The sequence below is a fragment of the Burkholderia pyrrocinia genome (assembly GCF_022809715.1).
GTDB lineage: Bacteria > Pseudomonadota > Gammaproteobacteria > Burkholderiales > Burkholderiaceae > Burkholderia > Burkholderia pyrrocinia_C.
Map to the genome: position 1 here is coordinate 1,350,095 of NZ_CP094459.1, position 17,980 is coordinate 1,368,074.

15 protein-coding genes and 1 tRNA gene are annotated in these 17,980 nt (G+C 65.5%); 13 read left to right on the forward strand and 3 right to left on the reverse strand.

Translation table 11 applies throughout. The features are described from left to right. Positions 1–41 precede the first annotated feature (41 nt). From ftsH to phoR, 10 genes are all read left to right on the forward strand, one after another. A complete protein-coding gene (gene ftsH, locus MRS60_RS06410) occupies positions 42–1,940 on the forward strand; it encodes an ATP-dependent zinc metalloprotease FtsH (RefSeq protein ID WP_034183278.1) in 1,899 nt (632 codons plus the stop codon). A gap of 28 nt (positions 1,941–1,968) precedes the next feature. Continuing rightward, positions 1,969–2,910 (forward strand): dihydropteroate synthase, encoded by a 942-nt coding sequence (folP, locus tag MRS60_RS06415; RefSeq protein ID WP_243565408.1) that lies wholly within the window; start codon positions 1,969–1,971, stop codon positions 2,908–2,910. Positions 2,911–2,938: 28 nt separating this feature from the next. Next, positions 2,939–4,294: a phosphoglucosamine mutase gene (gene glmM, locus MRS60_RS06420; protein WP_152855217.1), complete on the forward strand. Its 1,356-nt coding sequence runs from the start codon at positions 2,939–2,941 to the stop codon at positions 4,292–4,294. A 455-nt stretch (positions 4,295–4,749) separates the two neighbouring features. Beyond that, complete coding sequence (pstS, locus tag MRS60_RS06425) at positions 4,750–5,784, forward strand: phosphate ABC transporter substrate-binding protein PstS (RefSeq protein ID WP_034183281.1); 1,035 nt, start codon at positions 4,750–4,752, stop codon at positions 5,782–5,784. A 94-nt stretch (positions 5,785–5,878) separates the two neighbouring features. Then, complete coding sequence (gene pstC / locus MRS60_RS06430; RefSeq protein ID WP_034183282.1) at positions 5,879–6,865, forward strand: phosphate ABC transporter permease PstC; 987 nt, start codon at positions 5,879–5,881, stop codon at positions 6,863–6,865. Further along, positions 6,862–7,755, forward strand: a complete 894-nt coding sequence (gene pstA, locus MRS60_RS06435; RefSeq protein ID WP_034183283.1) for a phosphate ABC transporter permease PstA — start codon at positions 6,862–6,864, stop codon at positions 7,753–7,755. Before pstC ends, pstA begins: the two co-directional genes overlap by 4 nt. A 15-nt stretch (positions 7,756–7,770) precedes the next feature. Continuing rightward, positions 7,771–8,619, forward strand: coding sequence for a phosphate ABC transporter ATP-binding protein PstB (pstB, locus tag MRS60_RS06440; protein ID WP_034183284.1), 849 nt, complete (start codon positions 7,771–7,773; stop codon positions 8,617–8,619). A gap of 18 nt (positions 8,620–8,637) precedes the next feature. Then, entirely contained in the window at positions 8,638–9,342 is a 705-nt protein-coding gene (phoU, locus tag MRS60_RS06445; RefSeq protein WP_034183285.1) for a phosphate signaling complex protein PhoU, read from the forward strand. 32 nt (positions 9,343–9,374) lie between these two features. Next, positions 9,375–10,076, forward strand: a complete 702-nt coding sequence (phoB, locus tag MRS60_RS06450) for a phosphate regulon transcriptional regulator PhoB (protein WP_027787869.1) — start codon at positions 9,375–9,377, stop codon at positions 10,074–10,076. 57 nt (positions 10,077–10,133) lie between these two features. Further along, on the forward strand, positions 10,134–11,453 hold the full coding sequence (phoR, locus tag MRS60_RS06455; RefSeq protein WP_034183286.1) for a phosphate regulon sensor histidine kinase PhoR: 1,320 nt from the start codon (positions 10,134–10,136) through the stop codon (positions 11,451–11,453). Between the two features lie 129 nt (positions 11,454–11,582). On the opposite strand, the gene ppk1 is transcribed toward phoR, so the two are convergent. After that, a complete protein-coding gene (gene ppk1 / locus MRS60_RS06460; RefSeq protein WP_034183287.1) occupies positions 11,583–13,646 on the reverse strand; it encodes a polyphosphate kinase 1 in 2,064 nt (687 codons plus the stop codon). A 279-nt stretch (positions 13,647–13,925) separates the two neighbouring features. On the opposite strand from ppk1, the gene ppx reads away from it, so the two are divergent. Then, positions 13,926–15,440: an exopolyphosphatase gene (gene ppx, locus MRS60_RS06465; RefSeq protein ID WP_034183460.1), complete on the forward strand. Its 1,515-nt coding sequence runs from the start codon at positions 13,926–13,928 to the stop codon at positions 15,438–15,440. Positions 15,441–15,529: 89 nt separating this feature from the next. On the opposite strand, the gene MRS60_RS06470 is transcribed toward ppx, so the two are convergent. Together MRS60_RS06470 and MRS60_RS06475 are read right to left on the reverse strand one after the other, a co-directional pair. Then, entirely contained in the window at positions 15,530–15,964 is a 435-nt protein-coding gene (locus tag MRS60_RS06470) for a hypothetical protein (protein WP_105393004.1), read from the reverse strand. Between the two features lie 291 nt (positions 15,965–16,255). Then, positions 16,256–16,332: transfer RNA gene (locus MRS60_RS06475), tRNA-Pro, on the reverse strand. A 157-nt stretch (positions 16,333–16,489) separates the two neighbouring features. On the opposite strand from MRS60_RS06475, the gene sixA reads away from it, so the two are divergent. Together sixA and MRS60_RS06485 are read left to right on the forward strand one after the other, a co-directional pair. After that, positions 16,490–16,951, forward strand: coding sequence for a phosphohistidine phosphatase SixA (gene sixA, locus MRS60_RS06480; RefSeq protein ID WP_072436410.1), 462 nt, complete (start codon positions 16,490–16,492; stop codon positions 16,949–16,951). Between the two features lie 170 nt (positions 16,952–17,121). Continuing rightward, positions 17,122–17,928, forward strand: a complete 807-nt coding sequence (locus tag MRS60_RS06485) for a GNAT family N-acetyltransferase (protein WP_034183288.1) — start codon at positions 17,122–17,124, stop codon at positions 17,926–17,928. Positions 17,929–17,980: the final 52 nt, after the last annotated feature.

Genomic DNA, 17,980 nt, shown 5'->3' on the forward strand with positions numbered 1-17,980 from the left:
GGAAAATGTAGGCGCTCGTCTACGAGTGAAGGAGTGGTGCTTTGAACAACAATATGTTTTCGAAGGCAGCGGTGTGGTTAGTGATCGCACTGGTGCTGTTTACGGTGTTCAAGCAGTTCGACAAGCCCCGCGTCCAGGAAGGCGTGTCCTATTCGCAGTTCATGGACGACGCCAAGAACGGCAAGGTCAAGAACGTCATCGTTCAGGGGCGCAACCTCACCGTCACTCCGGCTGATGGCCAGAAATACCAGATCGTGTCGCCCGGCGACATCTGGATGGTCGGCGATCTGATGAAGTACGGCGTGCAGGTCAGCGGCAAGGCCGATGACGAGCCGAACGCGCTGATGTCCGCGCTGTACTACCTCGGGCCGACGATCCTGATCATCGTGTTCTGGTTCTACATGATGAGGCAGATGCAGGGCGGCGGCAAAGGCGGCGCCTTCTCGTTCGGCAAGTCGCGAGCGCGGCTGATCGACGAGAACAACAACGCGGTGAACTTCTCCGACGTCGCGGGCTGCGACGAAGCGAAGGAAGAAGTGTCCGAGCTCGTCGACTTCCTGCGCGATCCGCAGAAATTCCAGAAGCTGGGCGGTCGCATTCCGCGCGGCGTGCTGCTCGTCGGCCCGCCGGGTACCGGCAAGACGCTGCTCGCCCGCGCGATCGCGGGTGAAGCGAAGGTGCCGTTCTTCAGCATCTCGGGTTCGGACTTCGTCGAAATGTTCGTCGGCGTCGGCGCAGCCCGTGTGCGCGACATGTTCGAGCAGGCGAAGAAGCATGCACCGTGCATCGTGTTCATCGACGAAATCGACGCGGTCGGCCGTCATCGCGGCGCCGGCATGGGCGGCGGCAACGACGAACGCGAACAGACGCTGAACCAGATGCTGGTCGAGATGGACGGCTTCGAAGCGAACTCGGGCGTGATCGTGATCGCCGCGACCAACCGTTCCGACGTGCTCGACAAGGCGCTGTTGCGTCCGGGCCGTTTCGACCGCCAGGTCTACGTCGGTCTGCCGGACATCCGCGGCCGCGAGCAGATCATGCGCGTGCACCTGCGCAAGGTGCCGATCGCGAACGACGTCGATGCGGCCGTCATCGCACGCGGCACGCCGGGCTTCTCGGGCGCCGATCTCGCGAACCTCGTGAACGAGGCTGCGCTGTTCGCGGCACGCCGCGGCAAGCGCATCGTCGAGATGCAGGATTTCGAGGACGCGAAGGACAAGATCTTCATGGGTCCGGAGCGCAAGTCGGCCGTGATCCGCGAGGAAGCGAAGCGCGCGACCGCTTACCACGAGTCGGGCCACGCGGTGGTTGCGAAGCTGCTGCCGAAGGCCGACCCGGTGCACAAGGTCACGATCATTCCGCGCGGCCGTGCGCTGGGCGTCACGTGGCAGTTGCCGGAGCATGACAACGAGACGTATTCGAAGGACTACCTGCTGGATCGCCTCGCGATCCTGTTCGGTGGCCGGGTGGCGGAAGAGCTGTTCATGAATCTCGTCAGCACCGGCGCATCGGACGACTTCAACAAGGCAACGCAGACGGCGCGCGCGATGGTGGCACGCTTCGGCATGACCGATGCGCTCGGGCCGATGGTCTACGTCGACGACGAGAACGATGCGTCGCCGTTCGGCCGCGGCTTCACGCGCACGATCTCGGAAGCGACGCAGCAGAAGGTCGATTCGGAAATCCGCCGCGTGCTCGACGATCAGTACAACCTTGCGCGCCGCCTGCTCGAAGAGAACCGCGACAAGGTCGAAGCGATGACGGCCGCGCTGATGGAGTGGGAGACGATCGACGCCGATCAGATCAACGACATCATGGAAGGCCGTCCGCCGCGCTCGCCGAAGAGCTCGCCGGCCGTCGGCGGCGATTCGTCGGGCGGTGGCAGCAGCGCCGAGGTCAAGCCCGGCAACGCGCCGGCGCCTGCTTCGCCGGCGGCATAACCTCCGCTTTAGCACCGTTCACGGGCTGGTGTGGCTTCACACCGGCCCGTTTTGCATTCAACCACGCCAGTCGCTTGTGTCCGATTCCGCTGTTACTCCATCCATTCCCGCGCCGCTCCAGTGCGGCCGCTTCGCACTGACGTTCGAGCGCCCGCTCGTGATGGGCATTCTCAACGCCACGCCCGATTCGTTCTCCGACGGCGGCCGCTTCCTCGCGCGCGACGATGCGCTGCGCCAGGCCGAGCGCATGATCGCCGAAGGCGCGGACCTTCTCGATATCGGCGGCGAATCGACGCGCCCCGGCGCGCCGCCCGTACCGCTCGACGAGGAACTCGCGCGCGTGATCCCGCTCGTCGAGGCGCTGCGGCCGCTGAACGTGCCGCTGTCGATCGACACCTACAAGCCGGCCGTGATGCGTGCGGCGCTGGCCGCCGGCGCGGACCTGATCAACGACATCTGGGGGTTCCGCCAGCCGGACGCGATCGACGCGGTGCGCGACGGCAACTGCGGGCTGTGCGCGATGCACATGCTCGGCGAGCCGCAGACGATGCAGGTCGGCGAGCCCGACTACGGCGACGTCGTGACCGACGTGCGCGAGTTTCTCGCCGCGCGCGCGCAGGCACTGTGCGACGCGGGCATTGCGCCGGAGCGGATCTGCGTGGATCCCGGCTTCGGGTTCGGCAAGGCGGTCGTCGACGACAACTATGCGCTGCTGGCCGCGTTGCCGGACACGGCGCCTGCGCGGCCCGACGGGCGCGCTTATCCGATTCTCGCGGGCATGTCGCGCAAGTCGATGCTCGGCGCGGTGATCGGCGGCAAACCGCCGATGGAGCGCGTCGCGGCGAGCGTGGCGGCAGCGTTCTGCGCGGTCGAGCGCGGTGCGGCGATCGTGCGCGTCCACGACGTCGCGGCGACGGTCGATGCGCTGAAAGTCTGGAATGCCGTGCGCGTAGCCGCGCGGCAACGATAAGTCAGAAGACGAAGGAGGAAGATTCGCTATGGGACGTCGATATTTCGGCACGGACGGCATTCGCGGCACGGTGGGCGAGGCGCCCATCACGCCGGATTTCGTATTGCGCCTCGGCTACGCGGCCGGCAAGGTGCTGGCCAGTTCGGCCGACGTCGCGGCAGGCTCGCGTCCGACGGTACTGATCGGCAAGGACACGCGCGTGTCGGGCTACATGCTCGAAGCTGCGCTCGAGGCCGGCTTCTCGGCGGCCGGGGTCGACGTGATGCTGGCCGGCCCGATGCCGACGCCGGGCGTCGCATATCTGACGCGTGCGCTGCGCCTGTCGGCCGGCGTCGTGATCAGCGCGTCGCACAACCCGTATCACGACAACGGGATCAAGTTTTTCTCCGCTGACGGCAACAAGCTGCCCGATGACACTGAAGCCGCGATCGAAGCGTGGCTCGACAAGCCGCTCGAGTGCGCGTCGTCCGACGGCCTCGGCAAGGCGCGCCGCCTCGACGACGCGGCCGGCCGCTACATCGAGTTCTGCAAGAGCACGTTCCCGGCCGCGTTCGACCTGCGCGGGCTGAAGCTCGTGGTCGATTGCGCGCACGGTGCCGCGTACCAGGTCGCGCCGCACGTGTTCCACGAGCTCGGCGCGGACGTGATCCCGATCGGCGTCGCGCCGAACGGCTTCAACATCAACGACGGCGTCGGCGCGACCGCGCCCGACGCGCTGGTGCGCGCGGTGCGGGCGAACCACGCCGATCTCGGCATTGCGCTCGACGGCGATGCGGACCGCCTGCAGGTCGTCGATTCGACCGGGCGCCTGTACAACGGCGACGAGCTCCTCTACGTGCTCGTGAAGGACCGGATCGCGACCGACGGCAAGGTCGAAGGTGCGGTCGGCACGCTGATGACGAACCTCGCCGTCGAAGTCGCGCTGCAGCGCGAGGGCGTGAAGTTCGTCCGCGCGGCGGTCGGCGACCGCTATGTGCTCGAGCAGTTGCGCGAGCACGGCTGGCAGCTCGGCGCGGAAGGCTCGGGCCATATCCTGTCGCTCGACCGGCATTCGACCGGCGACGGCATCGTGTCGGCGCTGCTCGTGCTGGCCGCGCTGAAGCGCAGCGGTCGAACGCTCGCACAGATGCTCGATGGCGTCACGCTGTTTCCGCAGAAGCTCATCAATGTGCGGATGAAGCCGGGCGCCGACTGGAAGGGCAGCACGTCGATCCGCGCCGCGATCGACGCGGCCGAGGCCGCACTCGCCGGCAGCGGCCGCGTGCTGATCCGCGCATCCGGCACCGAGCCCGTGCTGCGCGTGATGGTCGAAGCGCAGCAGGCAGCCGATGCAGTCCGCCATGCGGAGACGATCGCCGACGCAGTGCGCGCGGCGACGACCTGACGCACGATATCGGCGCGGGGCGGCCTGCCGCCCGCGCGCCGGTTCTCCGGTGAATCGGTATGCGGCGCCTTCGGGCGCCGCAATTTCGTCAGACGCAAAGGTTTGCGCTACCTATAGTGTGTCGCGTCGATCAACGCATCGCCTGACTGAAGATATCTTCCGCCCCCTGATATCGCGCCCACTGCGGGCAGGGGCTTCCCGTCCCGCCGACGCCGCGCTACGATCGCGCCGGCGAACCCGAAAAAAACGGGTGTCCGCCCCGTCCTCGCCAGGCAGGCAATTCTTGCCGCCTGTGCCGTTCCGGTGCCCGCAGGCGCCGCCCGCGCCGCACCCGATACTCCCTTTCAACCAGTCATGTTACTGTCACGCCAGTTTCATCGATTGTCACATTACCGTCATGAGGAGCCCCTAACCTTCGCGGTGCCGTAGTCATCCGCTCACACACTGGAGGTCTCATGAAATTGATGCAAACCGCGATTGCCGGCCTGGCTGGCGCGCTTTTCGCCGTTGCCGCGCAAGCTGCCGACATCACGGGCGCAGGCAGCACGTTCGCGATGCCGATCTATACGAAATGGGCTGCCGACTACCAGCAGTCCGGCGGTGCGAAGGTCAACTACCAGGGTATCGGTTCGTCGGGCGGCCTGAAGCAGATCAACGCGAAGACGGTCGATTTTGCCGGTTCGGACGCTCCGCTGAAGGATGAAGAGCTCGCGAAGGAAGGCCTGTTCCAGTTCCCGACGGTGGTCGGCGGCGTGGTGCCGGTCGTCAACGTGCCGGGCGTGAAGGCCGGTGAACTGACGCTGTCGGGCCCGGTGCTCGGCGACATCTACCTCGGCAAGATCAAGAAGTGGAACGACCCGGCGATCGCCGCGCTGAACCCGAAGGTCAAGCTGCCGGATACGGACATCGCGGTCGTTCGCCGTGCTGACGGCTCGGGCACCAGCTTCATCTGGACGAACTACCTGTCGAAGGTCAGCGACGAGTGGAAGTCGAAGATCGGCGAAGGCACGACGGTCAACTGGCCGACGGGCACGGGCGGCAAGGGCAACGACGGCGTTGCGGCCTTCGTGCAGCGCCTGCCGGGCGCGATCGGCTACGTCGAGTGGGCGTACGCGAAGAAGAACAACATGACCTACACCGCGCTGAAGAACTCGACGGGTACGGTGGTCGAGCCGAAGACGGAAACGTTCAAGGCTGCTGCCGCCGGCGCGAACTGGTCGAAGTCGTTCTACCAGATCCTGACGAACCAGCCGGGCAAGGAAGCATGGCCGGTCGTCGGCGCGACGTTCGTGCTGCTGCACGCGAAGCAGGACAAGCCGGAGCAGGGCGCGGAAACGCTGAAGTTCTTCAGCTGGGCGTTCAAGAACGGCGAGAAGGCTGCGGACAGCCTCGACTACATCTCGCTGCCGGCGACGGTCGAGACGGAAATCCGCAAGCAGTGGAAGACGAAGGTGACGGACGCATCGGGCAAGCCGGTCGCCGCCGAGTAAGCATTGCAGCGGTTCACTGCCCGGCCGCGCCGGTCGGGCAGTGTGTGCGGTAAAGCCGGGCGTTACGGCGCCCGGCGATCAAAAGCAGGCACCCATGTCTGATATTTCATACACGTCCTCCCGATCGCCCGGCAGTGCACAGCAGCGCGCGCCGAGCCGCCTCGGCGACGTTCTGTTCGGCGGCCTCGCACGGATCGCCGCGATCGTGACCCTGCTGCTGCTGGGCGGGATCATCGTTTCCCTGATCATTGCGTCGATGCCGACCATCCAGAAGTTCGGCCTCGGCTTCCTGTGGCAATCCGAGTGGGATCCCAACTCGGACATCTACGGCGCACTCGTGCCGATCTACGGCACGATCGTGACGTCGGTCATTGCGCTCGTCATCGCGGTGCCCGTCAGCTTCGGCATCGCACTGTTCCTCACCGAGCTGTCGCCCGTGTGGCTGCGCCGCCCGCTCGGCATCGCGATCGAGCTGCTCGCCGCGATTCCGTCGATCGTGTACGGCATGTGGGGGCTGCTCGTGTTCGCGCCGATCTTCGCCGAATACTTCCAGAAGCCGCTCGGCCATCTGCTCAAGGACGTGTGGGTGCTCGGGCCGCTGACGTCCGGCCCGCCGATCGGCATCGGCATCCTCGCGGCCGGCGTGATTCTCGCGATCATGGTCATCCCGTACATCGCGTCGGTGATGCGCGACGTGTTCGAGGTCACGCCCGTGCTGCTGAAGGAATCGGCATACGGGATCGGCTGCACGACCTGGGAAGTGATGTGGAAGGTCGTGCTGCCCTATACGAAGACCGGCGTGATCGGCGGCGTGATGCTCGGCCTCGGTCGCGCACTCGGCGAAACGATGGCCGTGACGTTCGTGATCGGCAACACGAACCTGCTCGACAGCGTGTCGCTGTTCGCGCCGGGCAACAGCATCACGTCGGCGCTCGCGAACGAATTCGCGGAAGCGCAGCCGGGGCTGCATACGTCCGCGCTGATGGAACTGGGCCTGATCCTGTTCGTGATCACGTTCATCGTGCTGTCCATCTCCAAACTGCTGCTGCTTCGTCTCGAGAAGGGAGAGGGCAAGAAATGAGCGAGCCCATCATGAATTTCCCGGGGCCGGACGGCGCCGTGCTCGAAGCGATGCGCGAGCGCCTGCAGCGCAAGCGCAAGGCCATCAACGCGATCGCGCTCGCCGCATCGCTCGGCGCCATGGCGTTCGGCCTGCTGTGGCTCGTGTGGATCCTGTACACGACGCTGCACCTCGGTATCGGCGGCCTGTCGCTGCAGCTGTTCACCGAATCGACGCCGGCACCGAACACCGAAGGCGGCGGTCTCGCGAACGCGATCGTCGGCAGCCTGCTCCTGTGTGGTTTCGGCACGCTGGTCGGCACGCCGATCGGCATCCTCGCGGGCGTCTATCTCGCCGAATACGGCCAGAAGAACCTGCTGGCGAGCACGATCCGCTTCATCAACGACATCCTGCTGTCCGCGCCGTCGATCGTCATCGGCCTGTTCGTGTACGCGCTCGTCGTCGCGAAGTCGGGGCGCTTCTCGGGCTGGGCCGGCGTGATCGCGCTCGCGCTGCTGCAGATCCCGATCGTGATCCGCACGACCGAGAACATGCTGAAGCTCGTGCCGAACGCGCTGCGCGAAGCAGCCTTCGCGCTCGGCACGCCGAAGTGGCGAATGGTGCTGAAGATCACGCTGCGCGCGTCGGTGGGCGGCATCATCACGGGCGTGCTGCTCGCGGTCGCGCGGATCGCCGGCGAAACCGCGCCGCTGCTGTTCACCGCGCTGTCGAACCAGTTCTTCTCGTGGGACATGAGCCAGCCGATGGCGAACCTGCCCGTGACGATCTACAAGTTCGCGATGAGCCCGTTCGCGGAATGGCAGTCGCTCGCATGGGCGGGCGTGTTCCTGATTACGCTCGGGGTGCTCGGACTCAACATCCTGGCGCGCTCGGTCTTCTCGAAAAAGTAACGGCGGAGCAATCCGATGAATATGGCAGAGAGCCACCTGAATCCCGTCGAGCGCACCGCAGCGCCCGTCGGCACGCACGACGCGGCGAACGATCGCCCGCTCGCGCCGCTGAACGCGAAGATCGAGGTCAACAACCTCAACTTCTTCTACAGCAAGTTCCATGCGCTGAAGAACATCAACCTGCGCATTCCCGAAGGGAAGGTGACGGCGTTCATCGGCCCGTCGGGCTGCGGCAAGTCGACGCTGCTGCGCACGTTCAACAAGATGTTCGCGCTCTATCCGGAGCAGCGCGCCGAAGGCGAAATCCTGATGGACGGCGAGAACCTGCTGACGACGAAGCGCGACATCTCGCTGCTGCGCGCGCGCATCGGCATGGTGTTCCAGAAGCCGACCCCGTTCCCGATGTCGATCTACGACAACATCGCGTTCGGCGTGAAGATGTTCGAAAAGCTCACGCGCTCGGAAATGGACGACCGCGTCGAGTGGGCGCTCACGAAGGCCGCGCTGTGGAACGAAGTGAAGGACAAGCTGGGCCAGAGCGGCTACGGCCTGTCGGGCGGCCAGCAGCAGCGTCTTTGCATCGCGCGCGGCATCGCGATCCGTCCGGAAGTGCTGCTGCTCGACGAACCGTGCTCGGCGCTCGACCCGATCTCGACGGGCCGCATCGAGGAACTGATCGCGGAGCTGAAGAGCGACTACACGGTCGTGATCGTCACGCACAACATGCAGCAGGCCGCACGCTGCTCGGATTACACGGCCTACATGTACCTGGGCGAGCTGATCGAGTTCGGTGAAACCGAAAAGATCTTCATCAAGCCGGTGCGCAAGGAAACGGAAGACTACATCACCGGCCGCTTCGGCTGATGACGGAGAACAACAGCCATGTCGGATAAACATCTGTCGAGCCAGTTCGACGCGGACCTGAATGCCGTGTCGTCGAAAGTGCTGGAAATGGGCGGGCTCGTCGAGTCGCAGATCGTCGGCGCGATGCACGCACTCAACGAATTCGATCGCGATGCGGCCGAGAAGGTGATCGCGGCCGAGGAAACGCTGAACGCGATGGAAGTCGACATCGACCAGGAATGCGGCAACATCATCGCGCGGAGGCAGCCTGCCGCGCGCGACCTGCGTCTTTTGATGTCGATTTCGAAAACGATTACGAACCTCGAGCGCGCCGGCGACGAGGCAGAGAAGATCGCGAAGCGCGTGCGCCGCCTGGTCGACGAGCCGGCCGCGCGCGCGGTCAACATCGCCGAGATCAAGGTGTCGGGCGAGATGGCCGTGACGATCCTGCGCCGCGCGCTCGACGCGTTTGCGCGCCTCGATACGGTGGCCGCTGCGCAGATCGTCAAGGACGACAAGGAAATCGACATGGAATTCCGCGCGTTCGTGCGCAAGCTCGTGTCGTACATGCAGGAAGATCCGCGCACGATCTCGGTCGGCCTCGATTACCTGTTCATCGCGAAGGCGATCGAACGGATCGGCGACCACGCGAAGAACATCGCCGAATTCATCATCTACATCGTGAAGGGCACGGACGTGCGGCACCAGCCGCGCGACACGCTCGACCGCGAAGCCAACAGTTAACGCGACAACGTACAGGAAGAAAAGAGGTGCCGATGCCCAGCAACATTCTCGTCGTTGAAGATGAGCCCGCGATTTCCGAACTGATCTCGGTGAATCTCCAGCACGCCGGTCATTGCCCGATCCGCGCGTACAACGCCGAACAGGCGCAGAACCTGATCAGCGACGTGCTGCCCGATCTCGTGCTGCTCGACTGGATGCTGCCGGGCAAGTCCGGTATCGCGTTCGCGCGCGACCTGCGCAACAACGAACGGACCAAACACATCCCGATCATCATGCTGACCGCGCGCGGCGACGAGCAGGACAAGGTGCTCGGCCTCGAGATCGGTGCGGACGACTACGTAACGAAGCCGTTCTCGCCGAAGGAACTGATGGCGCGCATCAAGGCCGTGCTGCGCCGTCGTGCGCCGCAGCTGACCGAGGACGTCGTGTCGATCAACGGGCTGCGTCTCGATCCGGCCACGCATCGCGTCGCCGCGCATGCGGAAGGCAGCGAGATCAAGCTCGATCTCGGCCCGACCGAATTCCGCCTGCTGCATTTCTTCATGACGCATCCGGAGCGCGTGCACAGCCGCACGCAACTGCTCGACCAGGTGTGGGGCGACCACGTGTTCGTCGAAGAGCGAACCGTCGACGTGCACATCAAACGATTGCGCGCGGCCTTGAAACCGGCCGGCTGCGATGCGATGATCGAGACCGTGCGCGGCAGCGGCTACCGGCTCGCGAAGCACGCGTAACGTATCCGGACATGCCGTGTGCCACGGCATGCCGTTCATTCTTTCGGACGCTGAATCATGAACATCATCTGGGCGCGCTTTCTGGTGTCGCTCGTGTTGCTCGTGCTGATCGGCGTATTGGTCGGCGTCTTTGCCGGCCCGACCGCGGGCCTCGTGTTCGTGGCCGTGATGCTGATCGCGCAGGGCTTTTTCAGCACTTTCCATACGCAGCGTCTGTGGCGGTTGCTCGATGCGCCCGTCTACGGCGAAGTGCCGAGCGCGCCGGGCATCTGGGGCGAGATCTACTACCGTCTGCACAAGCTCGCGAAGCAGTGGCATGCGCAGGTGCGGCAGGTCGAACAGCAGCATTCGCGCTTCATCCAGGCGATCCAGGCCTCGCCGAACGGCGTCGCGATGCTCGACGACCACGACCAGATCGAGTGGTGCAACGCGATCGCCGAGGTTCATTTCGGTCTCGATGCGAAGCGCGACCTGCGCCAGCACATCACGAACCTGGTGCGTCATCCCGAGTTCGTCCGCTACCTGAACGCGCAGCATTATGACGAGACGCTCGTGATGCGCGGCATGGGCGGCGCGCGGCAGAACGTGCTGGCCGTGCAGGTGTTTCCGTACGGCGAGAACCGCAAGCTGCTGCTGACGCAGGACATCACCGAGCTCGAGCGTACCGACGCGATGCGGCGCGACTTCGTCGCGAACGTGTCGCACGAATTGAAGACGCCGCTCACCGTGCTGTCCGGCTTCCTCGAGACGATGCGCGAGCTGCCGCTGAACGAGGAAGACCGCGCGCGTTATCTCGAGATGATGGAGCAGCAGGCGTCGCGGATGCGGCACATCGTCACCGACCTGCTGGTGCTCGCGAAGCTGGAGGGCGAGAGCAAGCCGCCGGTCGATCGCGCGATCGACATGCGTGCCGTGTTCGATCATCTGAAGGAGGATGCGCAGACGCTGTCGAACGGGCATCACGACATCGCGTTCTCGATCGACGAGACGCTCGGCGTCACGGGCGCGCAGACGGAGTTGTTCAGCGCGTTCGCGAATCTCGTCACGAATGCGATCCGCTATACGCCGGACGGCGGCAAGATCGTCGTGTCGTGGCGGCGCGAGGGTGCGCAGGGCGTGTTTTCCGTCACGGACAGCGGCTTCGGCATTCCGGCCGCCGACCTGCCGCGGCTGACCGAGCGCTTCTATCGCGTCGACCGCAGCCGCTCGCGCGATACGGGCGGTACGGGGCTCGGGCTCGCGATCGTCAAGCACGTGCTGCAGCGGCACGATGCGCACCTGTACGTGCAAAGCGAGGAAGGGCGCGGCAGCACGTTCACCGCGCGGTTCCCGGGCTCGCGCATCATCGCGATCCGGCCGGCCACGTACGAGGCATGACCGCGTAACGGCATCCGTCGCTCGTTCGGCGAGCGGCGGCACGCCAGACAAGAAAAAAGCGCAGCCCGCGTACGTGAGCTGCGCTTTTTCATTGGCCGTGCGGCGCGCGATTCGCGCCGCACGGCAGGATCACGAGCAGAACTTCGCGAGCAACCCGAGCTGCGCGTTGCGGATCGTCTTGCCTGCGCGACGCCGGCGGTAGTGACCGTCGCTGAGCATCTGCCAGGCCGACTGGTTGTCGCCGAGGCACACCGACAGGCCTTCGGCGATCACGCGCCGCTTGAGCCTGCGCTCGCGGATCGGGAACGCGACTTCGACGCGGCGGAACAGGTTGCGGTCCATCCAGTCGGCGCTCGACAGATAGACGTCCTCGGCACCGCCCGCGTGGAAATAGTAGATCCGGTGGTGCTCGAGGAAGCGGCCGACGATCGAGCGCACCGTGATGTTTTCCGACAGCCCCGGCACGCCGGGCTGCAGCGCGCAGACGCCGCGCACGATCAGGTCGACCTTCACGCCGGCCTGCGACGCTTCGTACAGCGCGGCGATCACCGTCGGCTCCAGCAGCGCGTTCATTTTCGCGACGACGCGCGCGCGCTTGCCGGCACGCGCATTGTCGATCTCCGCGCGGATCGATTCGATGATGCGCGGATGCAGCGTGAACGGCGACTGCCACAGCTCGTGCAGTGTGAGTTCGCCGCCGATCCCGGTCAGTTGCTGGAATACGTGATGGACGTCCTCGCAGATCTTCTGGTCGGCCGTCATCAGCCCGAAGTCGGTGTAGAGGCGCGCCGTGCGCGGGTGGTAGTTGCCGGTGCCGAGGTGCACGTAGCGGCGCAGCGTCGCCTTGCCGGCCTGCACGACACGCCGCACGATCAGCATCATCTTCGCGTGGCACTTGTGACCGACCACGCCGTATACGACGTGCGCGCCGACGGCTTCGAGCTGCGACGCCCAGTTGATGTTGGTTTCCTCGTCGAAGCGCGCGAGCAGCTCGACGACGACGGTCACTTCCTTGCCGTTGCGCGCGGCTTCCATCAGCGCGTCCATCAGCGGCGAATCGGTGCCGGTGCGGTAGATCGTCTGCTTGATCGCGACGACGCTCGGATCCTTCGCGGCCTGCTGCAGCAGTTCGAGCACGGGCTGGAAGCTCTCGTACGGATGATGCAGCAGGATGTCGCCGTCGTCGATCGCATCGAACATCGTCGGCGCGTTTGCGATCGCGGGCGGGGTCGATGCGGTGAACGGCGCGAACTTCAGGTCGGGGCGGTCGACGAGATCGGGAATCTGCATCAGGCGCACGAGGTTCACGGAACCGGCCACGCGATAGCAGTCCTTGTCGCGGAGTTCGCTTTCCTCGAGTAGCCGCCGCACGATGTGCTGCGGCGTGTCGGCCGACACCTCGAGGCGCACCGCGTTGCCGAGGTGGCGCGCGGGCAGTTCGCCCTGCAGCGCGACGCGCAGGTTCGTGATTTCGTCCTCGTCGACGAACAGCTCGCTGTTGCGCGTGATGCGGAACTGGTTGCAGCTCTTCACGACGAGTTGCGGGAAGAGTTCGCCGACGAAGCGCTGCATGAACGAGCTCAACAGCACGAAGCCGTGCTCGAAGCCCGACAGCGCGTGCGGCATGCGCACGACGCGCGGCAGCGCGCGCGGCGCCTGCACGATGCCCATCACGGCCTGGCGGCCGAACGCGTCGCGGCCTTCGAGCTCGACGACGAAGTTCAGGCTCTTGTTCAGCACGCGCGGGAACGGGTGGGCCGGATCGAGGCCGATCGGCGTCAGCACGGGCAGCAGTTCGTCGAGGAAGTAGTGTCGCGCCCATTCGAGCTGCGCGTCGTTCCACGAGTCGGTCGCATGGAAGTAGATGCCTTCCTGTTCGAGCGCGGGCAGCACGGTTTCGTGCAGCATCGTGTACTGTCGATGGACGAGCCGTTGCGCGCGTTCGACGACGAGATCGTAAGCGTGCTGTAACGACATGCCGTCGGGCGTCAGCGCGCCGGGGTTGTCGCGGATCTGCTCCTGAAGGCCGGCCATCCGGACTTCGAAGAATTCGTCGAGGTTGCTGCTGGTGATGCAGATGAAGCGGAGGCGCTCGAGCAACGGAACTTGCGGATCGGCTGCCTGGGCCAGCACGCGCTCGTTGAAACCGAGGATGCCGAGTTCACGATTGAGAAGCGGGTAGCGGACGGACATCGGCAGAGTAGGGGGTGATTCAGGCGATGATTCGAAAGGACGCTCGGAAACTCTCACGGTACGATGACGTGCTGATGACAATAATGGTCTTATATCGGCAAATTCTACGCCCTAACCGATTCGTCGCATAAATGTTTCGGGCATATACACTTGAGCAGTGTGCATGCCCGTGAAGCGTGGCAATGGCAAGCGTTCCACGCTTAAAATGTCGCCTTTGATTGATCGCCCTGGGTTGCCGGACCGGCTGCCGTGGGCGAACGCGCACGGAGCCCCAATCTGATGGTTACAACCCCCCACTTGCTGGCTGCCGTGGATCTCGGCTCGAACAGCTTCCGGCTGATCGTCGGTCGCGTCGAGGAAACGTCGGCGGGCAGCCAGATCTATCCCGTCGATGCGCTGCGCGAGCCGGTTCGGCTGGCTGCGGGCCTGTCGAGCGACAAGATGCTCGATCGCGCGTCGCAGGAGCGTGGCTGGGAGGCGCTCAAGCGGTTCGGCGAGCGCCTGCGCGATTTCCATCCGGATCGTGTGCGCGCGGTGGCGACCAACACGCTGCGCGTCGCGAAGAATTCGGCCGAATTTCTCGGCGAGGCCGAAGCGGCGCTCGGTTTCCCGATCGAAGTGATCGCGGGCCGCGAGGAAGCGCGGCTGATCTATGCGGGCGCCGCGCACTCGGTGCCGGCGAGCGCCGGCAAGCGGCTCGTCGTCGACATCGGCGGCGGCTCGACCGAATTCATCATCGGCTCGCACTACACGCCGATCGTGATGGAGAGTCTCTATATCGGCTGCGTGAGCCACAGCCGCACCTTCTTTCCGGCCGGCAACGTCGACGAATACACGATGCGGCAGGCCGAACTCGCGGCCAAGCGCGAGATCCAGATCATTTCGAGCGAGTACAAGAAGGCCGGGTGGGACCAGGCGATCGGTTCGTCCGGCACCGCGCGTGCACTCGCGGAGCTCGTCGAGGCGAACGGCTTCAACGATCCGGGAATCACGCACGGCATTTCGCGCGGCGGCCTCGAGCGGCTGAAGCGCGCGCTGATCAAGTCGGAGAACGTCAACCGGCTGAAGCTGGTCGCGCTGAAGCCCGACCGCGTGCCGGTGCTCGCGGGCGGCCTCGCGATCATGCTCGCGGTGTTCGAGGAGCTCGGCGTCGATTATGTCGATACGACCGACGGTGCGCTGCGTCTCGGTGTGCTGTACGACCTGCTCGGCCGGACGCAACACGAAGACATGCGTGCGGTGACCGTCGAGGGCTTCACGCGCCGCTACGGCGTCGATCGTGCGCAGGCCGAGCGGATCGGCGCGCTCGCGGCGCGTTTCTACGACGAACTCGACGAAGCCGACGACGAAGCGCGCGAGGAAGGCCGGATGTTCCTCGGCTGGGCGGCCGCATTGCACGAGATCGGCCTGTCGATCTCGCACAGCTCATATCACAAGCATTCGGCCTATATCGCGAGCAACGCGGATATGCCGGGCTTTTCGCGCACCGACCAGGCGCGGCTCGCCGCGCTCGTGCTCGGTCACGCGGGCAAGCTCGGCAAACTGTCGCAGGCGCGCGACGTCGAGTGGCCGCTGCTGTTCTGCTTGCGGCTCGCGGCGCTGCTGTGCCGGCGCCGGACCGATGCGGGGCTGCCGGACATTTCCGTTTCGCAGATGAAGAAGGGCGGGTATGAAGTGCGCCTGCCGAGCGCGTGGGTCGAGCAGAACCCGTTGACCGACTACAGCCTCAGCCAGGAGGCTGCCGAGTGGGAGAAGGTCGGTATTCCGTATCGCGTGGTGTATACCGGCGCGTAACAGGCCGATAGCGGGGCCCGGACGGGCTCTCGGGCGGGGGCGTGCGGTTGCGGCCCTCAGACGTGCCGCATGATCGTTCTGACGCCCGCTCAATCCGACGAGCAGACGATCGCGGTCAGGAACGGGAACGCCTGTTTGACGGTCGCGTCGCTGCCGGCCTTGCGCACGGCTTCCTCCACTGCGCCCTTCGTGCCGCGCACCACGACGCCGTAGGCCCAGTCGCCGATCGGTGTGCCGTCGCCCGGACGGAAGATCGGGTCGTTCGCCTGGTAACCGAGCACGACATAGACGCCGAAGCCGTACGCCGTCAGCGAGCGGTTCGTGCGGAACGCGTTGACCGAGTTCGATTCGACGTGCATCGGCTCCGACTGGATGTCGCCGGCGGCAAGCAGCGGCGCGACGAACTTGTGGCCGGTCGAATGACAGTCGAGCGCGTCGTCGAGCGCCTTGGCGGACGCGGTGCCGGAGGTCGCGAGCGCGAGCAGCGATGCGCAGAGGGCGATCTTGAGAATGTTGTTTTTCATGCGCAGATGCGGGTTGTTCATGCGCATTATCGCGTGTTCCCGGAAGTGCCGTGCGCGGGCTGCTTGTGCGCGTCGGCAGCCTGCTGACTTGCGGTCGCGATCTGCTGCCTGCGGGTGAAGCGATGCGCCGTGAGCGCCGGGATACGGCAGGGGCCAATGCGTTGCGCCCGGACGCCCCCATTGATCCCTACAATGAACCGGATTACCGCGAGCCGGGAAGCTCGGCGACTGGTTCGAGGACCCAGAAACGGAAAAGGGGCTACGGTATTAACCGTAACCCCTTGATTCCTTTGGTCGGAGCGATAGGATTCGAACCTACGACCCTCTGATCCCAAATCAGATGCGCTACCAGGCTGCGCTACGCTCCGACGAGCCAAAGATTGTATCGTCTAATTACTGATTCGGTCAATCGCGATATGCGGGTAAATGCCGCGGCGGTGAACCGGCCACGATTTGCGACAATTCGCACGATGATCGGCCGGCCCGCACGCGTGCGGGGCCGCTTGCCGACGCAAGGAAAACATCATGATGAACCTGATCCTGTGGCGCCACGCCGAAGCCGAAGACTACGCGGCGAGCGATCTCGCGCGCCAGTTGACCGTTCGTGGCCGCAAGGACGCGCAGGCGATGGCCAAATGGCTGCGTGGCCGGCTCGAGTCGAACGCCGTGATCCTCGCGAGCCCGGCGGCCCGCACCGTGCAGACCGTCGAGGCGCTGACCGACCAGTACCGGACCGTCGACGCGCTCGCGCCGGGCGGCGGTGTCGACGACGTGCTGGCGGCGGCCGGCTGGCCGGAAGGCATCGCGCCGACGGTCGTGATCGTCGGGCACCAGCCGACGCTCGGCAGCGTCGCCGCGCAACTGATCGCCGGTAGCGACGACAGCTGGAGCGTCAAGAAGGGCGGAATCGTGTGGCTCGCGAGCCGCACGCGTGACGGCGGCCGGCAGGCCGTGCTGCGGGCAGTATTGACGCCGGAACTGGTGTAAAGCAGGCCTGACGGGGATCAACGGGATTCATCATACGGCTTCGCAAGCTTTCTGCTAAAGTCAATTCGGCGACACGTCATTGAAAGGACACGGTCGTGCCACATAACGGTCACGGCCGATTACTACATTGGCGGGCATGTCGCCTTATTCCTTACGACCAGGAAAGCCTAATGCGAGAACTGCCGACGCCTACGCTCCCCTTTGCCTCGCTGCCCCTCGACACGTCGCGGCGGCACCTGCCGCGCGCTGCTGAAACCGTTACATCGGAGTACCGCCTGCGTGCCGCGTGGGCCCGCACGGAAGACGAACTGCGCGAAGCGCAGCGTCTGCGTTACAGCGTGTTCGCCGAAGAGATGGGCGCGCAGGTCAGCGGCCCCTCCGGTCTCGACGTCGATCCGTTCGATGCGTACTGCGACCACCTGCTGGTTCGCGATCTCGATACGCTGAAGGTGGTCGGCACGTATCGCGTGCTGCCGCCGCACGAGGCGGCGCGTGTCGGCCGCCTGTACGCCGAAGGCGAATTCGACCTGTCGCGCCTCACGCACCTGCGCGGCAAGATGGTCGAGGTCGGCCGCTCGTGCGTGCACAGCGACTACCGCAGCGGCGCCGTCATCATGGCGCTGTGGGGTGGCCTCGGCGCGTACATGATGCAGAACGGCTACGAGACGATGCTCGGCTGCGCGAGCGTGTCGATGGCCGACGGCGGCCACTATGCTGCGAACCTGTACCAGTCGCTGCCGGCGAACTCGCTGACGGCACCCGAGTACCGCGCGTTCCCGCACACGGCATTGCCGGTCGACGAACTGCAGACGGGCGTCGCCGTGGCGCCGCCGCCGCTGATCAAGGGCTACCTGCGTCTCGGCGCGAAGATCTGCGGCGCGCCGGCCTGGGATCCCGATTTCAACTGCGCGGATTTCCTGACGCTGTTCCGCCTGTCCGACATCAACGCGCGCTACGCCCGCCACTTCCTGGGCTGAGCCATCCGAATCGCGGCGCGCCCGTCCCGGGCGTGCACGAGCAAACGCCGTC